Raw genomic sequence first — 20,741 nt, 5'->3', positions numbered from 1 at the left:
TCAGCTTCCGCTGGGTTACGCCTAAGTTTCATCCCCCGTTTGGGATAAAAAGAGGGTTGCCGGCGTTGTTTGTTTACAAACCGGCAGTTGTCGGCCAAGCTTGGCCCGTCACATGTCAAATACGCGCTCTGCCCCGGTCGCGGCATCGACCTTGGATTGCTTCGGTCGCATCTTCGATGCGCTGGGCTTCGGCACTCTCGTGATCGGCCCCGATCTGCAGATCCTTCACTTCAACCGCTTGGCGAAGCAGCATTTCGGGGCAGGGTTGCACATCAAGGCAGGTGGCCTGGCGGCGAGCGATCCCGCATCCGACAAGGTGCTGCAGAACATCCTCAGGGAGCACCGGGACGGCGCCTCCGAGGCAAGGAGTGCCCTCGGCCTGGGCCGAATCGACAGAAGACCCCTGATCCTGCGGATCGTCGACATCGCTGGCGACATGCGGCCGGTCTTCGAGGGAGCCGCGCGGGTCGCCGTCCTTGTCGACCCCGAGACGTGCCCCGAGCCGTCGCCTGTCCTTCTCCAGCAGCTCTTCGGCCTGACCAGGAAAGAGGCCCGGGTGGCCACCCGGCTCATGTGCGGCCTTACGGTTCAGGAGATTGCGAAGGAGGCGGGCGTGAGCGTCGGCACGATCCGCGCACAGATCAAGGCGGTCTTCGCCAAGACCGGAACGAAGCGGCAGGCCGAGCTCGTCGGCCTCATGACCCGGCTCGCGGTCATCTCGAAGGACGTGGAACGGACGCTTTCCACAGGGACGAAGCCAGCCTGACAAGGCGCCGGAGGCTCTACGCTCCGGCTTCCAAGCTTGACCTTCGCGGGCACGGACGGGAAAAGGGAACATGATCCTTTCCCGTGCATCTTCGTATCGAGATACATTCCGGACGTGCCGGGAGTTCGTCGCCATGGGCGCTCCGACCGGAATCCAGCGAGGGGAGGCAGCATGAGGGTGATCGTGTGCGGTGCCGGCCAGGTCGGCTCGACCATTGCACGCCATCTCGCCACCGAAGGCATCGACGTCACCGTGCTCGACATCTCTCCGGAACAGGCACGGCGCGTCGACGAGTCCTACGACGTGCGCGGCATGGTGGGGCACGCCTCGCATCCCGAGGTGCTCGAGCGCGCAGGCGCCCGCGATGCCGACATGCTGATCGCGGTCACCCGCTCGGACGAGGTCAACATGGTGGCCTGCCAGGTCGCCTATTCCCTGTTCAAGGTCCGCCGCCGCATCGCCCGGGTGCGCTATCACGGCTATCTGGAGCCGATCTGGCAGGGGCTCTATGCCAGCGACCAGATGCCCATCGACGTCATCATCTCCCCCGAGGTGGAGGTGGCGAACGGCATCGTGCGGCGTCTCAGGACCCCCGGGGCGTTCGATACCGTCTCGCTGGCGGACGGGCGGGTGCAGCTCCTCGGCATCCACTGCAATTCGGGCAATTGCGCCATGGCGGGGCGCCGCCTGAGCGACCTTCCCGCCATGGGGGCGGAGCCGGGCTTCGTGGTGGTGGCGGTGGTGCGCGGCGGGCAGGGCTTCGTGCCGCGGGGACACGACCGGATCGAGCGTGGCGACGACGTCTACGTGGTGAGCGAGCCCCGCCGGGTCGAGGACGTGATGCGGCTGTTCGGGCATACGGAGCAGGTGGCCCGCCGCATCGTGATCATCGGCGGCGGCAATGTGGGCCTCAACCTTGCCAAGCGCCTCGCGGCCAAGGCGCCGGGCCTGTCCCTGAAGGTGGTCGAGCATTCCCGCGAGAGGGCGGAGTTCCTGGCCCGGGAACTCGGGGACATGGCGGTCGTCCTGCACGGGGACGCGCTCGACAAGGAGGTGCTCGCCGAGGCGAATGTGAGCGCCGCCGAGACGGTCGTCGCCGTGACCAACGACGACGAGACCAACATCTTCACGTCAGTCCTGGCCAAGCACGAGGGCTGCCCGCGCGCCGTGACGCTGGTCAACAAGACTTCCTACGAGCCTGTCCTGCCGGCTCTCGGGATCGACGCGGTGGTCAGCCCCAACGCCATCACCATTTCCAGCATCCTGCGCCATGTGCGGCATCGCTCGGTTGCGGCGCTCTACACCCTGCGCGAGGATTTCGGCGAGGTGATCGAGGCCGTGGCGCAGCCCGGCGCGCCACTCGTGCAGGGAACGCTGCGCGAGATCGGGTTGCCGGAAGGAATGCTGATCGGCGCCATCGTGCGCAGCAACGAAGTGATCATTCCGACCGGCGAGTCGCGGGTCCTTCCCGGCGACCGGGTCATCGCCATGGTGACCTACCGGGTCCTGCGCCGGGCCGAGGCGATGCTCGGCACCACGCGGGCCGAAGGTTGAGGCCCGTATGTCACGCCCGCTTCCCGTGAATTCCGTCTTCCGAACCTGGTCGCCGCCGAAGCTGCGTCCGGTGCTCTATCTGATCGGCGGTATGCTGGTCGCGCTCTCGACCGCCATGCTGCCGCCGATGATCGCCGACCTGATTGCGCGCAATCCCGATTGGCTGGCCTTCTTCGTGTCGAGCGGCCTGACCTTCGCCTGCGGTGCCGGGCTCCTCTACGGCGCCCGCTGCCAGCTCTCGGGCGGACTTACCCTGCGCCAGTCCTTCGTTCTCACGCCGCTCGCATGGTCCACCATTGCGCTGTTCGGAGCCATGCCGCTCTATTTCTCGGATTATGCGCAGCTGAAGGACAGTTTCACGAACGCGTTCTTCGAGTCCATGTCGGGCCTCACCACCACGGGCTCCACGGTGATCGTGGGGCTCGACGCCGCCCCTCCCGGCATTCTCCTGTGGCGCGCGCTGCTGCAATGGATGGGCGGCATCGGCATCGTCGCGACGGCCATCGCCATCCTCCCGGCGCTCGGGGTCGGCGGCATGCAGCTTTTCCGCACGGAATCCTCGGATCGTTCCGAAAAGGTCATGCCCCGCGTGCGCGAGATCGCAACCGCCATCGGCCTCGTCTATGTCGGTCTCACCGTCACCTGCGGCTTCCTCTACTGGCTTGCCGGAATGACGCCGTTCGAGGCGCTCGTGCACGGGCTCACGACGCTGTCGACCGGCGGCTATTCCACCTCGGACAGCTCCATGGGCAAGTTCGGTCCCGCGGCCCAATGGATCTGCACGGTGTTCATGCTCTGCGGCGGCATTCCGTTCGTGCTCTATGTCCGGATGCTGCAGGGCGAGCGCGACAGCTTGCGCGACAGCCAGGTCCGCAGCCTGCTCGCTCTCCTCGGCATCGTGATCTTCGGTCTTGCGATCTGGCTGATCGCGAACGGCCGCTACGGAATCGAGGAGGCCTTCCGTCAGGCGGCCTTCAACGTGGTTTCGGTGGTCACCACGACCGGGTTCGCGACGACGGATTACAGCCTGTGGGGCAACGTGGCGGTGGGGATCTTCTTCGGCCTGACCTTCGTGGGTGGTTGCACGGGCTCGACGGCCGGCGGCATCAAGATCTTCCGTTTCGAGGTGATGGCGACGCTCCTGCGCTCGCATGTGCGGCATCTCATCTACCCGCGAGGCGTCTTCCAGCGCGTCTATGCCGGGCGCGTGCTGCCCGACGACGTGGTGGCCTCGGTCGTCGTCTTCTTCGCTTTCTTCTTCATCTGCTACAGCGCCGTCACGATCATGCTGATGGCGCTCGACCTCGATTTCCTCACCAGTGCCAGCGCGGCGGTGACCGCACTGGCGAATGTGGGGCCCGGGCTTGGCCCCATCATCGGCCCGGCGGGCAATTTCGCCACCGTTCCGGATTCCGCGAAATGGATCCTGTCCTTCGCGATGCTGCTGGGCCGGCTCGAACTTTTCACGGTGCTGATCCTGTTCTTCCCGCATTTCTGGCGCGGATGATCCGCGCTATTCGGCGCTGCGCCACTCTTGAAGGGAAACGACCTTCGAGGAGGAATCCTGCGGCCCGACCAGGGCTCCGATCTGTGCGGCGAGCTGGTCCTGGGTGTAGGGCTTGGGCAGCCGGGGAAGATCGAGGGTTGCACCCTCCGGCAGGTCGGCATACCCGGTCGCGAGAAGGATCTTGAGGTCTGGCCGAAGCACCAGCGCGGCACGGGCGAGTTCGAGCCCGGTCATTCCCGGCATGGCATAGTCGGTCAGCAGAAGATCGACAGGCGGACCCGCCCTGAGCATCTCCAATGCCTTGGTTCCCGACTCGGTCTCGATCACGGTATGCCCCAGATCCTCGAGCATGCTGGCCGTGCTCATCAGGATGAGAGCGTCGTCGTCGACGAGAAGAATCGTCGAAGGAGCGGCGGCCGGAACGGCGGAGGCGGTGCGTCGTGGCGCCTCCATGGCCGCCTCCGTCACCGGCAGCCACAACTCCGCGGTCGTGCCTTTCCCAAGAGCGCTCGACAGGCGCAAGGCGCCGCCCGATTGCGCGGCAAGGCCGTAGACCATGGAGAGGCCGAGGCCGGTGCCCTTGCCGACGCCCTTGGTCGAGAAGAAGGGCTCGACGGCCCGCCTGAGCGTTTCCTCGTCCATGCCCGTCCCGGTATCGGTGACCCGCAGGCAGAGATAGCGGCCGGACTGCAGGCCCTCGATCCGGGCATCCGCAACCGCGACCTCGTCGAGTTCCACCGACAGCGAGCCGCCCATGGGCATTGCATCGCGGGCATTGACGGCGAGATTGAGCAGCGCCAGCTCGAGCTGGTTCGGGTCGATCTTCGCGGGGGAAAGACCCGACGGGAGGGAATAGCGGACCTTCACGCGCGGACCGAGCGAACGCTCCAGCAGATCCTTGATGCCCTCCACGAGTGTCGCCACATCGACCGCACGTGCCTGCAGATCCTGCCGTCGGGCGAAGGCGAGCAGACGCTGTGTGAGGGCGGCGCCGCGCTGCGCGCCCTGAAGGGCCCCGTCCAGATATCGCTGGGCGCGAGGATCCTCCGGAATGCGTTTGCGCAGCAGGTCGAGATTGCCGATCACGGCCATCAGAAGGTTGTTGAAGTCGTGCGCCACGCCGCCCGTGAGCTGGCCCACCGCTTCGATCTTCTGCATCTGGCGCACCTGCTCCTCGAGCTGGCGGGTCTGGGTGATGTCCATCGAGGTGCCGAGCAGCTTTCGCACCCGCCCCTGCGCATCCATGATCGGGATCACGATCACGCGCCGCGTGAACGGGCCATCGAAGCCTTCGCCGCTCGCCTCGTATTCGACGGGCTCCCTGCGCGAGACGCAGCGCGCATAGGCATCCTGAATGGTGCTGCCGAGTTCCCCCGGGAATGCGTCGCGCGGTGCCCGGCCGATGATGGCCTCGGGGGCGACGCCCAATGTGCGGCACAGGGCCGGGTTGATCTCCTCGAAGGCGAAGGAGCCGTCATCCCTGACCGTGGAAAGCAGCAGGCCCGTGGGCGATTGCTGGAACAGGGCCTCGTAGCGCGCCTCGCTCTCGCGCCAGCGGACGAAGACCTGACGCTCGTGCCGCGCGCGGCGCATGGCGACGGCGGTGACGCCGAGGAGCGCGAACAGCGCGGCGGCTGTCACCCCGCCGTAGAGCATCAGGTCCTTGTGCCACCTCGCGAGAATGGCGCTCACGGGATGCCCGAATGTTACGTAAAGCGGGTACGGGTCGAGCTTGCGGAACGCGTAGATCCGCTCCACTCCGTCCACCTGGGAGACGGTGCGGTAGAGGCCGTGACTGCCGTTCCGGATGGCGCGCATGAATGCGCTGTCCTGACTCAGGACGGAAGAATGCGAAAGGGACTCGGGCCCCCTGGCCAGCACCGTGCCGTCGCCGCGGATCAGGGATGTCGTGTCCTTGGGCGCGGAGATGAGAGGACGGTAGAAAGCCGCGAAATAGCTCGGCTGAAGCGACGTGACGATGATTCCGTCGAACGAGCCGTCGGGGGTCGAGCGGCGCCGCGCAATGTTGAAGAACACGCTGCCGGGATTCGAGCGCCCGGGATACGACTGTCCGATATAGATGCCCTCGTCCTTTTGCTTGAGGGCGACGAAGTAGTCGCGGTCGGGGACATAGGAGCTGGCCGGAGCCGGAAAGAAGTTGCTGCTGGCCCGTCCCCGCGCTTCGGGATCGATCAACCAGACATTGTCCACCTGATCGAGCTTTCCGTCGATGGCGCGCAGGTCCCGGTGGAGCTCTTCCGAGGCGGCGATTTCGGACCAGCTCATTCCGCGGATTCGCTCGTCCACCCGGTCCAGGACCAGGGATTGGGTCTCGAAGACTCTTCCGGCGTGTTCGCGCAGAACGTCGACTGTGCGGTGGACCAGCTGCTCCGCCTCCTGAAAGCGCTGGCTCCGGCTCTCCCAGGCGGCGACGAGGAACAGGGCGAGCGGAACCAGGACCGCCGCAACGGCCATCAGCCTCAGGGACTTGAGAGACGGGGGCGTAGGTTGGGGTCGCGACGACGTTGGATGGGACAAGCGGTGCTCACATAGTCTCGAGGGCCGGCACCGGCTGCCGGGCGTGACGAGATAGAATAGGGCGGCGGCGGCGATGACAAGAGCAACCGCAACTTCATCCGGAGTTGCCGACGCAGAGCCGGCTGATCTAGAGTGGTTGCGCCGTCGTATGCGTCATGCTCCTCCCGTGCCGGATCGCACGTTCCGGCGAGGGGCTGTACAGCGCGGTTCTGTCATGGAACCGTTTCGGAACGCACGGCAATGCGTGAGCGTCCGGGCTCGAAGAGCCCTGTCCGATTCTCGTCGTTTCCGGCGAGGATGCCGCTTTGCTATCTGGAGGATCGTACCATGGGCGACGACAGGGTGTTGCGCGAAGAAATCCGAATCATGCTGGATGACGCGCGCGCCCGGGTTCGCCGCTACACGGGGCTCTATCCCGACGAGAATCTGACCGAGGACGTTCTGAGCGTGTGCGATGCCGTCATCGCTTGGGACGACCTCAATCCCCGCCTGGAGGAGGCGAGGGCCGCCATCGAAGCGCGATGCTTGCGCCTGGCACAGGTGGCCGACCGCTTCGCCGAGCGCAATCTTGCGACGATCGCCAAGGCAAGGGCGCAGGCCATCGCTGCGATCGACATTCTGCAGGATGCCGTGGTCGATCTGCGCAGGAGCATCCGGCACCCCGTCTACAGCCCCGGCCCCGTGCTGAGACGGCGCAGCCCTTGATCGGGGCTGGATGAGGCCGGCTCGGCCATCATCCTTTTCGGTCCGTTTCTGACATTAATTGGATCAGTTACACTGAGTCCGGCAGCGTCTGTCCGGTGGAGCATGCCTAAAGTCTCGTAACCGAAGAGACGCATGACCCGGGCGGCTGGACCTCATGAACAGCATGGACAAAACCATCACCAAGGCCACTCTCCGGCAGGAGAAGGAGCGCCTTGCCGATCTCTTCCGGCAGGCGCCGGGCTTCATGGCCGTCATGCGCGGGCCCGATCACGTGTTCGAACTCGCCAATGCGGCCTTCCTCCAGTTCTCCGGCAACCGCGATCTCATCGGAAAGCCCGTGCGCGAGGCGAAGCCCGAACTGGCAGGGCAGGGTTTCTTCGAGCTGCTCGATCAGGTCTACGCGACGGGGATGCCCTTTGTGGGCCGGGAAGTGGCCATGAAGATCCAGAGGCGTCCCGATGCGCCTGCGGAGGATGTCTTCGTCGATTTCGTTTACCAGCCCATCATCGGCGCCGATGGAAACGTCACGGGCATCTTCATCGAGGGCAGCGACGTGACGGATCGGGTGCGTGCGGCCGAACACCAGCAGCTTCTGCTGCACGAGCTGAACCACCGGGTGAAGAACACACTCGCCACAGTCCAGTCGATCGTGTCCCAGACGCTCCGCACCGCACCGACGCCACCCGAGGCGCGCGCCGCCATCGAGCAGCGCATGATCGCGCTGTCGCGGGCCCATGATGTGCTGACCCGTCAGAGCTGGGATGGGGCGTCCCTGCGCGAGATCGTCGCGAATGCAATCGGACCCTTCCAGGTGCCTGGAGAGGGGCGGTTCCACATTCAGGGGCCGGATGTGAGGTTGTCGCCTCGCGTGGCCCTCGATCTGGCGATGGCGCTGCACGAGCTGGCGACCAATGCGGTGAAATACGGCGCGCTGTCAAACGATACGGGCCGCATCTTCCTGACCTGGTCGGTCGCTCACGACGTGGAACCGCCCCGCCTGTCGCTGCGATGGGAGGAGAAGGGCGGCCCGGCGGTGGAGCCGCCGAAGACGCGAGGATTCGGGACCCGGCTGATCGAGCGAAGCCTGGCACAGGCTCTCGGCGGCAGGGTGCAGGTCGATTTCGCTCCCACCGGATTGATCTGCACCATCGACGCTCCTGCCGCCTAGCGCCTGTCGGCAGCTTACGAATGCGACAGCCGGCGATGCAGCCCTGCGAGCTGTTCGACCCCCAACGCCGCCCAGCGATAGAGCATTCGGACGGGCGGGATGCGCTTCGCCCAATGGAGGCGGTAGTACAGCTTCGGGGGAATGCGCGAGACCAGACGGGACCGGCGGTCCAGCAGCAGCGCGAACAACTGCGGCGGCGCGAGATGGGCATAGCGCGGGATGTTCTCGAACCATGCCGCGCTGAGGCGTGCCTCCCGCTGCGGGCGCAGCATGGCGAGCTGCCGTTCCTGCTCATAGGCGGCGAGGGCGGTCTGCACGTCCTCGTGTCCATGCAGGTTAGCGGCCAGCGCAATCGCATCCTGAATCGCCAGCCGTGTACCCGAGCCGATGGAGAAGTGCGTGGTGTGCGCCGCATCGCCCAGGAGCGCGATGTTGTCCGCGTGCCACTTCTCGTTCGTCATGTTGCGGAAGTTGAGCCAGGGCAGGCTTTCCTGGCTGTCGGAATGGCTGAGCAGACGATGGCCGTTGAGATGGTCCTCGAAGAGATTCTCGAGGAGCGTGAGGCTCTGGGCGGAGTTCCGCCGGTCGAAGCCCAGGCCCTTCCATGTTTCCGGCGAGCACTCGACGATGAAGGTGCTCATGTCCTTGCTGTAGCCATAGGCGTGGAACCAGATCCAGCCGGCCTGCGTCGGCACGAGGCCGAAGGTGAAGGCCTCGAACACCCGCGGCGTGCCGAGCCACACGTATTTGTTGCGGCCCAGATCGATCCTGGTCCTGAACCGGTCCATGCGCAGGCGCCGGACCTGACTGCCGACGCCGTCGGCGGCCACGATCACGTCCGCATCCGGCAGTTGGGCCCCCTCCGCGATCTCGTGCTCGAACAGGATCTCGACGCCGAGATCCGTCGCACGCTCCCGCAGGATGGCGAGCAATGTCCGGCGACAGATGCCGAACCCCGTTCCACCGCCGCGCGCCGGCCTGCTGCCCTTCACGTCGACGACCTGATCGATCCACCCGAAGGAGCGGTCGAGAATCGCCTGCGCCGTCACGGGGTCGTTCGCCCGCAGATCGGCGACGAGATCGTCCCAGAACACGACACCCCATCCATGGGTCACCCCTTCCGGGTTACGCTCGTAGACGGTGATCTCGTGGCGCGGGTCGCGCAGCTTCATCAGGATCGCGAAATAGAGACCCGCCGGTCCCGCTCCGACGCATGCGATTTTCATGGGCGTGCCCGCTCTTCCCGCTTCCGGAAGGGGTGAGCGTACGGGAGGCTGCCGCACTTTGACATGCTCCCAAATGGGTAAGGCGTGGGACTTTCGAGAGACTTGCAAAAGACGCGGGAAGCTGCGCCCCAGATCGGGCCTGTTTTCCGCGTTCAGCGGCGCATTTCCGCCGCGCCCCCGTCATTGCCGCCGATGCGGGGTGCTTGCCGGTGCCGCGTCTCGCGCAGGGTGCGGTCGGCATAGGTGCCCCGCAGGGCCTCCGGTCCGCCCTCCCGGTAGAGATCCAGCACCAGGGCGGAGTGCAGGAATCCCAGATGGCTGAAAGCCTGCGGGAAATTGCCGAGAAAGCGGCCATCCTCGGCGATCTCCTCGGGATAGAGGCCGACATCGTTCGCAAGCTTCCGCAGATCCTCGAAGCGCCGCGCCGCCTCTTCTCCCCTGTCCAGCCATGCCAGGGCGTCGACCAACCAGAAGGCGCAGAGCAGGAAGGTTCCTTCGTGTCCCGGCAGACCGTCGTCGTTGAGATAGCGGTAGACCAGCGGCCCGCGGGCCAACTGCTCGATCACGGTGTCGACGGTGCGTGCGAAGACGTCATGATCGACGGGGAATCCGACCATGGGCGCAACGAGCACGGACGCATCCACCGCATCCTCCCCGAAAGCCTGGGTCAGGTAGCCGTGCTCGGGGTGAACTCCTTCGGTCTTGATGTCCTTCTCGATCGCGGTGCGGGCCTCGCACCATTCCCTCTTCTCGCCGAAGAGCGCGATGGCGCGGTCGAGAGCCGCCCAGTTCATGATCGCGGCATGCAGATAGCGCTTAGGTTCGAGGCGCGGCTCCCACAAGCCGTTGTCGGGCTTGCGCCATTCCCGCGCCACATGGTCGGCGAGGCAAGTTCCGGTGATCTTGGTTTTGTCGTCGAGGGCTCCGCCGAGGCGGACGTGCATGTACATGAGGTCGAGCACCTGACCGTAGGTGTCGATCTGGTGCTGCTCCGAGGCCTTGTTGCCGACGCGGACCGGAGCGCTTCCCTGCCAGCCCTCAAAATGATCGACGACCTTCTCGTGCATGTCGGCAACGCCGTCCACCGGATAGAGCGGCTTCAGGCTCACCTCCCGGCGATGCGCGATGTCGTTGATGAAGGAGAAGAAATCGCCGGCCTCCGCCACATAGCCGAATTTCTTGAGTGCATAGAAGGCCAGGCAGGAATCGCGCAGCCAGCAGAAGCGGTAATCCCAGTTCCTCACGCCGCCGACCACTTCCGGAAGAGAGGTGGTCGGCGCCGCGACCATCGCGCCCGTCGGCTGGTAAGTCAGGGCCTTGAGAACCAGCGCGCTGCGGATCAGCTCCTGTTCGAGCGGGCCGGCATAGTTTGCATCCTGCACCCAGTCGGACCAGCGCGTGCGGGCGTGCTGGAGCAACTCCGACGCGGAGGGGCACGAGATTTCGGACGCGTCCTCGTCGAAGAGGCAGAACACATGCTCGCTGCCCTCGTGTACATGCAGCCTCGCGCAGGCGGCTCCATCCTTCTCCGCGAACGGGGTATCCGAGAGGAATGCCGGGCATCCGGGGGCGCTCACCTTTTCCCCGTCGACGGCAAGAGGCGGGAAGGTCTGGGCGAAGCCGGCATGGGGACGATAGACCGCGCGCAGGGCAATCTCTCCCGCGAGGCCGGATACGAGGCGCACGAGGAGGGGCCTGGGCGAACCGTCATGCGGCATCAGCATGAAGTCCGTCAGCTTCGCCGTGCCGCCCGATGTCTTGAACGTCGTTTCGAGAATGTTGGTGCTGGGAAGATAGGCGCGCGAGACCTCGTGCGGCTCCTCAGGCACGATCTGGAAGAAGCCCCCGCGGATCCGGTCGAGCAGGCGCGAAAAGACGGGAGGAGCATCGAACCGCGTCAGGCAGCACCAGTCGATGGAGCCGTCCCGCGCGACCAGCGCGGAGCCGAAGCCGTTGCCGATCAGCGCGTAATCCTCGATCGGGCGGTAGGAGCGCTTGTCCGGCCTCATCTCATCGCGCGCCTCGCCGGCGGGCGAGGGAGACGGTTCCCGTTCCGGGCGCCGGCGCGGAGCGCGAAGCCTGCCCCGACGAGCGCGCCCACCACGACGCCGGCCAGGGCGAAGCGGGCCGCCGCGCCGGAGACGAGCACGGCCGAACCCTTCTCCTCATCCGCATAGGGCCCGCGCTCACGATCCACGCTTCCGACCGGCGTGAAGAGATTGTCCGGACGGTCCTCGTCGAGGCGGTCCGGGCCGAACTGTCCCTCATAGGCCGTCCAGGCCAGGAAGCGGTCGAGCAGGCCCGGCGCCACCATTCCGCCGAGGATGGCCTGCGCCGTCTGCAATCCGAGCCAGTAATCCCGGCGCGGGTTGCGGATGGCAGAGACGATGGCCTCGCCCGCCACCTCCGGTGCGACGGGCGTGCCGGCGGGACGCGGCTCGTAGTCGACATGCGCCCGCCCCCAGGCGAATTGCGGCGTGTTCACCGCCGGCAGATGCACGGCGGTGATGGTGATGGAGCTCTTCTCCTTGAGCAGTTCGCTCCTGAGCGAGTCGGTGAAGCCGACGATGGCGTGCTTGGCGCCGCAATAGGGGCTCTGCAGGGGGATCGACCGATAGGCGAGGGCGGAGCCGACCTGGAGGATGAGGCCCCGGTCGCGCGGGCGCATGTGCCTGAGGGCCGCGCGCGTGCCGTTGACCATGCCGAGATAGCAGACATTCGTCACGCGCGCATATTCGTCGGGTGCGATGTCCTCGAAGCGCGCGAACACCGTGGCCATCGCGCAATTCACCCAGATGTCGATCGGCCCCAGGGCTTCGGAGATCCGGTCGGCTGCGGCGATCATGCCCTCCGCATCCGCGACGTCGCAGGAGACGGGAGCGCATCTCACGCCGTGGCTCTCCACAAGGCGGGCGACCTCGGCGAGGCCTTCCTCGTGGCGGGCGATGACGCCCACATGGACGCCGGCTTCGGCCAGCGCGATGGCCGTGGCCCGGCCCACGCCGGCGGATGCGCCGGTCACCACCGCGACTCGGTTCTCCAGGTTCTGTCCGATTCCGTACAAATCCGCGTCTCCGGCTCGAGTTCACTCCTTTTGAAATTCGAAAGGACGCTGAAAGTTCAAAGACTTTAGTCCTCCAGAAAGAGAAAGACCGGCAGGGAGGTCGCCTCCCTGCCGGTCTGATCCGAATCGACCTGCGGTCCCGGTTCAGGCCGCCTGTCCGGCGCTCTGATAGCCGAACATGGACTTGACCTCGAGGTAGTCCTCGAAGCCGTAGCGGCCCCATTCGCGGCCGTTGCCGGACTGCTTGTAGCCGCCGAACGGCGCGGCGTTGTCGCCCCTGGAGCCGTTGATGTGCACCATGCCGGCGCGGATCTCCCGGGCGATGCGGCGCGCCCGCTCGGGATCGCCCGAGGTCACATAGCTCGACAGGCCGTAGATCGTGTCGTTGGCGATGGAGATCGCCTCCTCCTCCGACTCGTAGGGCAGGATCGACAGCACGGGGCCGAAGATCTCCTCGCGCGCGATGCGCATGTCGTTCGTCACATCGGCAAAGACCGTGGGCCGCACGTAGTAGCCCCGGTTCAGGCCTTCCGGACGGCCGAGGCCGCCGGTCACCAGCCGGGCACCTTCCTTGATGCCCGCATCGATGAGGTCCTGGATCCGGTTGAACTGCACTTCGCTCACCACGGGGCCGATGACCGTGTCCGCCGAGCGCGGGTCGCCCACGATGGTCGCCTCCGCGATCCGCTTGGCGATGGCCGCCACCTCGTCCTGCCGGGCGCGCGGCACGAGCAGGCGCGTCGGAGCGTTGCAGGACTGGCCGCTATTGTTGAAGCAGCCCTTGGCCCCGTGCGTGATCGCCGCTTCGAAATCGGCATCGTCGAGGATGATGTTGGGCGACTTGCCGCCGAGCTCCTGATGGACGCGCTTCACCGTGTCGGCCGCCGCCTTGGCGACGAGGATGCCCGCACGGGTGGAGCCGGTGAAGGACACCATGTCGATGTCGGGGTGGCTCGAGATCGCCGCGCCGACCGTCGGTCCGTCGCCGTTGACGAGGTTGAACACGCCCGCAGGCACCCCCGCCTCGTGCATGATCTCCGCGAAGACGATGGCGGAAATCGGCGAGACTTCGCTGGGCTTGAGCACCATGGTGCAGCCGGTTCCGAGGGCGGGCGCCACCTTGCAGGTGATCTGGTTGAGCGGCCAGTTCCAGGGGGTGATGAGGCCCACGACGCCGATGGGCTCGCGCACCACGAGGGTGTTGTTGATGAGCTCCTCGAATTCCATGGTCTTCAGGACCTCGATGCCCCGGCTGATATGGCCGACGCCGGCCGCGGCCTGGGCCTGCTTCGCCAGGGTCATGGGGGCGCCCATCTCCTGAGAGATCGCCTCGGCGATGTCGTCGATGCGCTTCTTGTAGGCGTCGAGGACGGAGCCGAGGAGATCCAGGCGCTCCTTGCGGCTCGTGCGGGAATAGGACGGGAAGGCGCGCTTGGCCGCGGCGACCGCGCTGTCCACGTCGGCGGCCGTGCCGAGGGCGATGCGCGCAAAAGGCTCTTCCGTGGCCGGATTGATGACGTCGAGGGTCTGGCGGCCTTCCGGCTGCACCCATTTGCCGTCGATGTAGAAGGAGAGATGCTCGTTCATGGTCTGGCCTGGTCCTTTGAGGTCGTGCTGCAAGGTGCGGGATCGTTCAGCTTCGTATTCCACATCCGGGGCCAAGGGAAAACCCGGGAATGGTCGAGATAGGGCGGCGGAACGGTCCCGGCGATATTCTTCGCGCATGGTGCGGACATGCGGCAAGGTATGGGCTAAGGTCGGGAAACGACGAAAGCCTGCCGATCATAATGTCGCAACAGAATATCGATCCGCTTCTCGCCACGGCCGCGCCGGACATTCCTGCCGGGGAAGCCCGGCGGCTCGCCGCCGCGTTCTACGGCCTCGACGCGGTGGCCGTGGAGCTCAAGGGCGAGCGGGACAGCAACTTCCACCTCCGGACCGGAGACGGTCGCCACTTCGTGCTGAAGGTCGGCAATCCGGCCGAGGACCCGGAGGTCACCCGCTTCCAGACGCAGGCGCTGCTGCACATCGAGAGCAGGGACGCATCGCTGCCGGTGCCGCGGGTCCTGCGAACGAAGGCGGGCGAGGCGGAGGTGGTCCTGACGCGGTCCGGCGAGCCGCCGCGCATCCTGCGCATTCTCACCTATCTCGAAGGGCAACCCCTCCACCGGGCCTCCCGCAGCGCCGCGCAGCAGCGCAATCTCGGAACATGCCTCGCCCGGCTCGACCGGGCGCTGCAGGGCTTCTCGCATCCCGCTTCCGGCCACGAGCTGATGTGGGACCTGAAGCACGCAAGCCGCGTGCGCCACCTGCTCGTTCACATCGCGGACGAAGGGCGGCGTGCGCTCGCCGCACGCTTTCTCGACGCCTTCGAGCGTCATGCCCTGCCGGCGATGCCGGGCCTGCGCGCTCAGGTGATCCACAACGACATGAACCCGCACAACGTTCTGGTGCCTCCCGACGCAACCGACGAGATCGCCGGCATCATCGATTTCGGCGATGCGGTTCACGCGCCTTTGGTGAACGACCTCGCCGTGGCGGCCGCGTATCAGCTGAACGAGGCAGGGCATCCGCTGGAGGGGCCCGGCGAAATGCTGGCGGGCTACCATGCGGTGCTCCCGCTGGCGCCGGAGGAGATCGACATCCTGTTCGACCTCCTGGCGACGCGTATGGTGCTGACGGTGGCGATCAGCGGCTGGCGCGCCGCGCGCTATCCCGAGAACCGGGACTATATTCTGCGCAACAATCCGAAGGCCTGGGCCGGACTGGAGAGGCTCTCGGGCCTCTCCCGCGAGGAGGCCCGCGCCTATCTGCACAACGTCTGCCGAGGGGAATGACCGACGTGTCGATGATCAACGCCTATGACGCGGGCGAGGATGCCGGCGTGGCCCTGCGCGAGAAGGAGATGATCGCCCGGAGGCAGCGCCTGCTCGGCCCGGCCTACCGGCTCTTCTATGCCAACCCGGTCCATGTGGTGCGAGGGGAGGGCGTGTGGCTCTACGATCCGGACGGGCGGGCCTATCTCGACATGTACAACAACGTCGCCTCCGTCGGGCACGGCCACCCCCATGTGGTGGCGGCCCTGTCGCGACAGGCGGCGATCCTCAACACCCACACGCGCTATCTGCACGACACGATCCTGGACTACGCGGAAAAGCTCCTCGGATATTTTCCGGCAGAGCTCTCCAACGTGATGTTCACCTGCACGGGCAGCGAGGCGAACGACCTCGCCCTGCGCGTCGCGAAAACCCACACGGGCGGCACGGGGGTGATCGTGACGCGGCTCGCCTATCACGGCACCACGGCCGCGACGGCGGAACTCTCACCCTCGCTCGGCCGCTCGATGACATTGGGCGAGCACGTCCGCACGGTGCCCGCGCCCGATGCCTACCGGGGCAACGGCGACGATGTGGGCGAGGTCTTCGCCCGCCAAGTCCGCGCCGCCGTCGCCGACATGGCGGCGAGCGGCATCAGACCGGCGGCGCTTCTGGTGGACACGATCTTCTCCAGCGACGGCGTCTATGCCGATCCGCCTGGGTTCCTGGCTCCTGCCGCCGCGGCGATCCGCGAGGCAGGCGGATTGTTCATCGCCGACGAGGTGCAGCCCGGCTTCGGCCGCACGGGCGGGCAGATGTGGGGCTTCGAACGCCATGGCCTCGTGCCCGACATCGTCACCCTCGGCAAGCCCATGGGCAACGGCCATCCCGTCGCCGGCATGGTGGCGCGGCCGGACGTGCTGGCCGAGTTCGGACAGCGCACCCGCTATTTCAACACCTTCGGCGGCAATCCCGTCTCCGCCGCCGTCGGCATGGCGGTGCTCGAGGTAATCGAGGAGGAGGGGCTCGTCGAGAATGCCCGCCCCGTGGGCGACTACCTGCGTGACGGCCTTCGGGCGCTGGCGCAACGCTGTCCGGTCATCGGCGATGTGCGTGGCGCGGGTCTCTTCATCGGCGTCGAGCTGGTGCGCGACCGCCCGACGAAGGAGCCTGCGACGGAGGAGACCGCGCGGCTCGTCAACGCCCTGCGGGAGCGGCAGATCCTCATCAGCGCCACGGGTCCTGCGGCGAATATCCTCAAGATCCGCCCTCCGCTCGTCTTCTCGACCGAGAACGCCGACCTGTTCCTCTCGGCCATGGACGATATCCTTCGAGCCGAAATGGGCGGTGGATGAGGACCTGTGCAGGGAATCCCTTCTGGAGCTTCGACGCCGCAGCGGGATAAGCTCTCCCGCGAACCTTCAGCCAACGGACGAAAGACGGAAAAATCGATGAACGGTGCCGACCGCCTGTGCGACGTGCTGCTTGCGAACGACGTGGATGTCTGTTTCGCCAATCCCGGCACTTCGGAGATGCATTTCGTGGCGGCCCTCGACCGCAAGCCGCGCATGCGCTGCGTGCTCGGTCTCTTCGAAGGCGTGGTGACGGCGGCGGCGGATGGCTATGCCCGCATGGCGGACAAGCCCGCCGCCACCCTCCTGCATCTGGGGCCCGGCCTCGCCAACGGTCTGGCCAATCTCCACAATGCGCGCCGGGCCTTCACGCCGATGATCAACGTGGTCGGCGACCATGCCAGCTACCATCTGCAGCACGATGCGCCGCTGACCAGCGACATCGAGAGCCTCGCCCGGCCCATGTCCCACTGGGTCCGGCGCATCGCGGATGCGGAGAGCGTCGGTCCCGACACGGCGGCAGCCTACGCGGCGGCCATGTCGCTGCCCGGGGTGACGACCCTGATCCTGCCCGCCGATGCCGCCTGGGGCGAGGCGTCGGACAAGCCGATCTCCCGCGCGGTCGTTCCGGACCCGCAGCCCGTCGCAGCGGAGGCGGTCAGGGCCGCGGCGGATGCCGTCCGCTCCGGGCGCCGCGCGGCGCTCTTCATGAGCGGGCGGGCTTTGCGCGCCGATGCGCTGGAAATCGCGGGGCGGATCGCCGAAGCCACGGGCGTCCGGCTCATGGCGCAGACCTCCAACGGGCGCATCGAGCGCGGCGTGGGCCGCGTACCCGTCACCAAGGTGCCGTACCCGGTCGATCAGGCCGTGGAGGCGCTCCGCGACATCGATGTCCTCATCGTCGTCGGCGCGAAGGTGCCGGTGGCGTTCTTCGCCTATCCCGGCAAGCCCGGGCGTCTCGTTCGCGACGATTGCCGGGTGGTGGAGCTCGCGCGGATGGGCGGCGATCTCAAGACGGCGCTCGCCTGGCTCGCCGACGAGCTCGGAGTGAAGCCCGGCGCGCCTGCCCCCGTCGTCCGGCCCGGCACGATCGACGAGGCCCTTCCGACCGGCCCGCTGACGCAGGACGCGATTTCGCTCGCCGTCGCGCGTCTCATTCCGGAAAACGCGATCGTCTGCGATGAATCCGTCACCTCGGGGCGGCGGTTCTTCGCTCTGTCGCAGCAGGCGGCGCCGCACGATTACCTGCAGCTCACGGGCGGCGCCATCGGCATCGGCATCCCCATGGCCGCCGGCGCCGCAGTGGCCTGCCCCGACCGCAAGGTGATCGGCCTCCAGGCGGACGGCAGCGGCATGTACACGATCCAGGGCTTGTGGACCCAGGCGCGCGAGAATCTCGACGTGGTCACCATCGTCTTCTCCAACCGCGCCTATGCCATTCTCCAGGGAGAGATGCGCAATGTCGGCGTCAACCGGTTCGGCCGCAACGCGGAGCGCATGCTCACCATCGACGAGCCGGCGCTCGACTGGGTGACGATGGCCAGGGGCATGGGCGTGGAGGCGGGACGCGCCACCACGGTGGAGGAGTTCGTGAGGCTCCTCGAAGGTGCGCTCTCGCGCCGCGGCCCGTTCCTGATCGAGGCCGTCCTTTAACGATCCGACTTTACGAAATTCTTGACGGGAGCCTGTCCGATGCGCGTCTTCTTCCATCCCGATCAGCACCTGCACGATCCGCAGCAATTCATGCAGGTCGGCAGGATCGTCGATCCGCAGGACCGTCCGAACCGGGTGGATGCGTTGCTTCGTGCCCTGTCGGCACGCGGCTTGCAGCCGGAGCAGCCCGAGGATTACGAGCTCGGTCCCGCCCTGACGGTTCATGCGGAACACTACCTGCAATTCCTCGCCACGGCCTACGAGCGCTGGCGCCAGATTCCGAATGCCGGAATCGAGGTGCTGCCCAATGTGGCGCCCTATTGGAGCGGGCGGCCCGACTGGCCGCACCGGCCGCCATGCCCGTCGCAATCCGTGGTGGCGCAGGCGGGGTATTATCTCGGCGGGCTTTCCGTGCCCGTCGGTCCGAACACCTGGCGCTCTTCGCTGAGGTCCAGCCACACGGCCATGGCCGCGGCGGACGCGGTGGTCGAAGGCGCGGGCGCGGTCTATGCGCTGTGCCGCCCGTCGGGGCACCATGCCCGCGCCGATCAGGCGAACGGCTTCTGCTATCTCAACAACTCGGCCATCGCCGCCCAGCACCTGCGCTCGCGCTTCGGCCGGGTGGCCGTTCTGGATGTGGATGCGCATCACGGCGACGGCACGCAGGAGATCTTCTATCGCCGCGCCGATGTGCTGACCGTGTCGATCCATGTGGATCCGAACTCCTATTATCCCTTCTTCACCGGCTATGCCCATGAGCGCGGCCACGGCGAAGGCGAGGGCTTCAACCTGAACATTCCGCTCCAGCCGAAATCCCGCGACGATGCCATGTTCCAGGCCGTCGAGCGCGGCCTCGAGACCATTCAGGCCTTCGGTGCGGAGGCCCTGGTGGTGGCCCTGGGCTATGACAGCCATCGGGAGGATCCCATCGGCCTCCTCGATGTCTCGACGGCGGCATTCCGCGGGATCGGCGCGCGCATCCGCTCCATCGGGCTTCCCACCGTGGTGGTGCAGGAAGGCGGCTATCAGGTCTCCGTCATCGGCGATTGCCTGGGGCAGTTCCTCGACGGCCTGCTGGCGGGGTGAGGACGGGTCGGATCCTTTCGGCTACCGCGTGAGTGCGTTGGTGGTAGCCGAACGTTCTACCCTTCTTAGTTAATTGACGCCCCCGCACGAGGGAGAGACGCTTCAAGGCACAGCTTGCGCGAGGGGCATGATGATCAAGCGTCTGTTGGCGGGATCCGTATTCGCTTTCACCTGCACGCCGGCCAGTGCCGACATCATCGTCGATCAGGCCATGATCACGGGCGGGGAGCTGCGCGTCGTCGGACGGTTGAGCAGGCCCCGCCAGACCGCCGTCACCCTCGATCAGAACCATCAGACGAGAACCGAGGCGAACGGGCGCTTCGTCTTTCGGCTCGCCTACCATCCTGATGACTGCGTCGTGACCCTGCAGGCGGACGACGAGCAGCGGGACGTGGTCGTCGGCTTCTGCGGACAGCGCGGTCCGGAAGGACCCCAGACCGCCGCCGCGGAGGCTCCGCAGCCCGTCGCGGGGGCGGACGGTCCTCCCGGGCCTCCGGGCCCGCCAGGACCCCAAGGAGAGCCGGGACCTCAGGGGCCGACGGGACCCAGCGGACCTCCCGGACCGGAAGGGCCGCAGGGCCAGGCCGGTCCGCCGGGACCTCAGGGTCCTCAGGGAGTGGCCGGACGCGACGGCGCCCCGGGCCCGCAGGGGCCAGCAGGACCGGCCGGACCTCCGGGGCCGCCCGGGCCTCCGGGTGAGCCGGGACAGGGTGCCTCCGGCGGCCAGTCCGGCCCGGCGGGTCCTCCCGGCGAAGCGGGGCCCGAAGGGCCTCCGGGACCGCCCGGCCCGCAGGGGCCGCAGGGCGTGGCGGGGCACCAGGGTCCTCAGGGGCCGCAGGGCCTGCAGGGCCCCCGGGGAGAGCCCGGGCCCGAAGGTCCGCCCGGTCCGGCGGGCGCCGATGGAGCGGACGGTCAGGCCGGACCTGCCGGCCCAGCGGGACCTCCGGGACCGCCCGGGCCTGTCGGGCAGGCGGGACCCGCAGGCCCTCCGGGGCCTCCCGGCCCGGCGGGGCCGGAGGGGAGGCCGGGAACGGCCGGGACGATCCTGCGGGTGCTGGTGCAGCAATGCGAGGCCCAGGGGCGCTGCGTGGCCCGCTGCGCCGAGGACGAGTATCCCGTGAACGGCACGTGCAATCGCGGCGACCGGATCGATATGGACGAGGTCGGCATCTACTGCTTCTCCACGAGCGACAATCCGAGCGGCATGTTCGCCCGCGCGATCTGCGCGAAGAAGTGACCCCTGCTGCGTATGGCGGGCTGAAACAGGACGAGCCGGGCGTGAGCCCGGCTCGCGGCGCTTCAGGAT

Annotated in this window: 15 protein-coding genes; 10 read left to right on the top strand and 5 right to left on the bottom strand. The window is 67.2% G+C overall.

Annotated features, from left to right (window positions below):
* Window positions 1–112 precede the first annotated feature (112 nt).
* The 3 genes from ACFOYU_RS25890 (at window position 113) to ACFOYU_RS25880 (ending at window position 3,827) form a co-directional block, all read left to right on the top strand.
* Window positions 113–766: a helix-turn-helix transcriptional regulator gene (locus ACFOYU_RS25890; protein WP_377035753.1), complete on the top strand. Its 654-nt coding sequence runs from the start codon at window positions 113–115 to the stop codon at window positions 764–766.
* Between the two features lie 171 nt (window positions 767–937).
* Window positions 938–2,320 carry a Trk system potassium transporter TrkA gene (gene trkA, locus ACFOYU_RS25885; protein WP_226739718.1) on the top strand — a complete coding sequence of 461 codons (1,383 nt, stop codon included), beginning with the start codon at window positions 938–940 and terminating at the stop codon, window positions 2,318–2,320.
* 7 nt (window positions 2,321–2,327) lie between these two features.
* Window positions 2,328–3,827 carry a TrkH family potassium uptake protein gene (locus ACFOYU_RS25880; protein ID WP_377035752.1) on the top strand — a complete coding sequence of 500 codons (1,500 nt, stop codon included), beginning with the start codon at window positions 2,328–2,330 and terminating at the stop codon, window positions 3,825–3,827.
* A 6-nt stretch (window positions 3,828–3,833) separates the two neighbouring features.
* Here the strand turns inward: ACFOYU_RS25880 and ACFOYU_RS25875 are convergent, their stop codons facing one another.
* Window positions 3,834–6,302 carry an ATP-binding protein gene (locus tag ACFOYU_RS25875; protein WP_377035751.1) on the bottom strand — a complete coding sequence of 823 codons (2,469 nt, stop codon included), beginning with the start codon at window positions 6,300–6,302 and terminating at the stop codon, window positions 3,834–3,836.
* Window positions 6,303–6,692: 390 nt separating this feature from the next.
* On the opposite strand from ACFOYU_RS25875, the gene ACFOYU_RS25870 reads away from it, so the two are divergent.
* Both ACFOYU_RS25870 and ACFOYU_RS25865 read left to right on the top strand, forming a co-directional pair.
* Entirely contained in the window at window positions 6,693–7,070 is a 378-nt protein-coding gene (locus tag ACFOYU_RS25870) for a hypothetical protein (RefSeq protein WP_377035750.1), read from the top strand.
* Between the two features lie 163 nt (window positions 7,071–7,233).
* Window positions 7,234–8,238 (top strand): sensor histidine kinase, encoded by a 1,005-nt coding sequence (locus tag ACFOYU_RS25865; RefSeq protein WP_377035749.1) that lies wholly within the window; start codon window positions 7,234–7,236, stop codon window positions 8,236–8,238.
* Between the two features lie 14 nt (window positions 8,239–8,252).
* Here the strand turns inward: ACFOYU_RS25865 and ACFOYU_RS25860 are convergent, their stop codons facing one another.
* The 4 genes from ACFOYU_RS25860 to ACFOYU_RS25845 all read right to left on the bottom strand — a co-directional run bounded on the left by ACFOYU_RS25860 (window position 8,253) and on the right by ACFOYU_RS25845 (window position 14,115).
* A complete protein-coding gene (locus ACFOYU_RS25860; protein ID WP_377035748.1) occupies window positions 8,253–9,464 on the bottom strand; it encodes an FAD-dependent monooxygenase in 1,212 nt (403 codons plus the stop codon).
* Window positions 9,465–9,616: 152 nt separating this feature from the next.
* Complete coding sequence (locus tag ACFOYU_RS25855; protein WP_377035747.1) at window positions 9,617–11,473, bottom strand: glycoside hydrolase family 15 protein; 1,857 nt, start codon at window positions 11,471–11,473, stop codon at window positions 9,617–9,619.
* Entirely contained in the window at window positions 11,470–12,528 is a 1,059-nt protein-coding gene (locus ACFOYU_RS25850) for an SDR family oxidoreductase (RefSeq protein WP_377035746.1), read from the bottom strand. The genes ACFOYU_RS25855 and ACFOYU_RS25850 overlap by 4 nt, the downstream gene beginning before the upstream one ends.
* Window positions 12,529–12,672: 144 nt before the next feature.
* Complete coding sequence (locus ACFOYU_RS25845; RefSeq protein ID WP_377035745.1) at window positions 12,673–14,115, bottom strand: aldehyde dehydrogenase family protein; 1,443 nt, start codon at window positions 14,113–14,115, stop codon at window positions 12,673–12,675.
* A 200-nt stretch (window positions 14,116–14,315) separates the two neighbouring features.
* Here ACFOYU_RS25845 and ACFOYU_RS25840 point away from each other — a divergent pair, with 200 nt between their 5' ends.
* The 5 genes from ACFOYU_RS25840 (at window position 14,316) to ACFOYU_RS25820 (ending at window position 20,672) form a co-directional block, all read left to right on the top strand.
* Window positions 14,316–15,365 (top strand): phosphotransferase, encoded by a 1,050-nt coding sequence (locus ACFOYU_RS25840; RefSeq protein WP_377035744.1) that lies wholly within the window; start codon window positions 14,316–14,318, stop codon window positions 15,363–15,365.
* Window positions 15,366–15,370: 5 nt separating this feature from the next.
* The gene (locus tag ACFOYU_RS25835) at window positions 15,371–16,699 is read left to right on the top strand and encodes an aspartate aminotransferase family protein (protein ID WP_377035767.1); all 1,329 of its coding nucleotides are present in this window, start codon (window positions 15,371–15,373) and stop codon (window positions 16,697–16,699) included.
* A 96-nt stretch (window positions 16,700–16,795) separates the two neighbouring features.
* On the top strand, window positions 16,796–18,349 hold the full coding sequence (locus tag ACFOYU_RS25830; protein ID WP_377035743.1) for an acetolactate synthase large subunit: 1,554 nt from the start codon (window positions 16,796–16,798) through the stop codon (window positions 18,347–18,349).
* Between the two features lie 39 nt (window positions 18,350–18,388).
* Window positions 18,389–19,435: a histone deacetylase family protein gene (locus ACFOYU_RS25825; protein ID WP_377035742.1), complete on the top strand. Its 1,047-nt coding sequence runs from the start codon at window positions 18,389–18,391 to the stop codon at window positions 19,433–19,435.
* Window positions 19,436–19,562: 127 nt separating this feature from the next.
* Entirely contained in the window at window positions 19,563–20,672 is a 1,110-nt protein-coding gene (locus tag ACFOYU_RS25820; protein WP_377035741.1) for a hypothetical protein, read from the top strand.
* The last annotated feature ends 69 nt before the right edge of the window (window positions 20,673–20,741 follow it).

Origin of the sequence: Microvirga sp. GCM10011540, from assembly GCF_042650665.1 — a bacterium.
GTDB classification, from domain to species: Bacteria; Pseudomonadota; Alphaproteobacteria; order Rhizobiales; family Beijerinckiaceae; genus Microvirga; species Microvirga lenta.
This window is presented reverse-complemented; position numbering and strand designations above follow the sequence as displayed.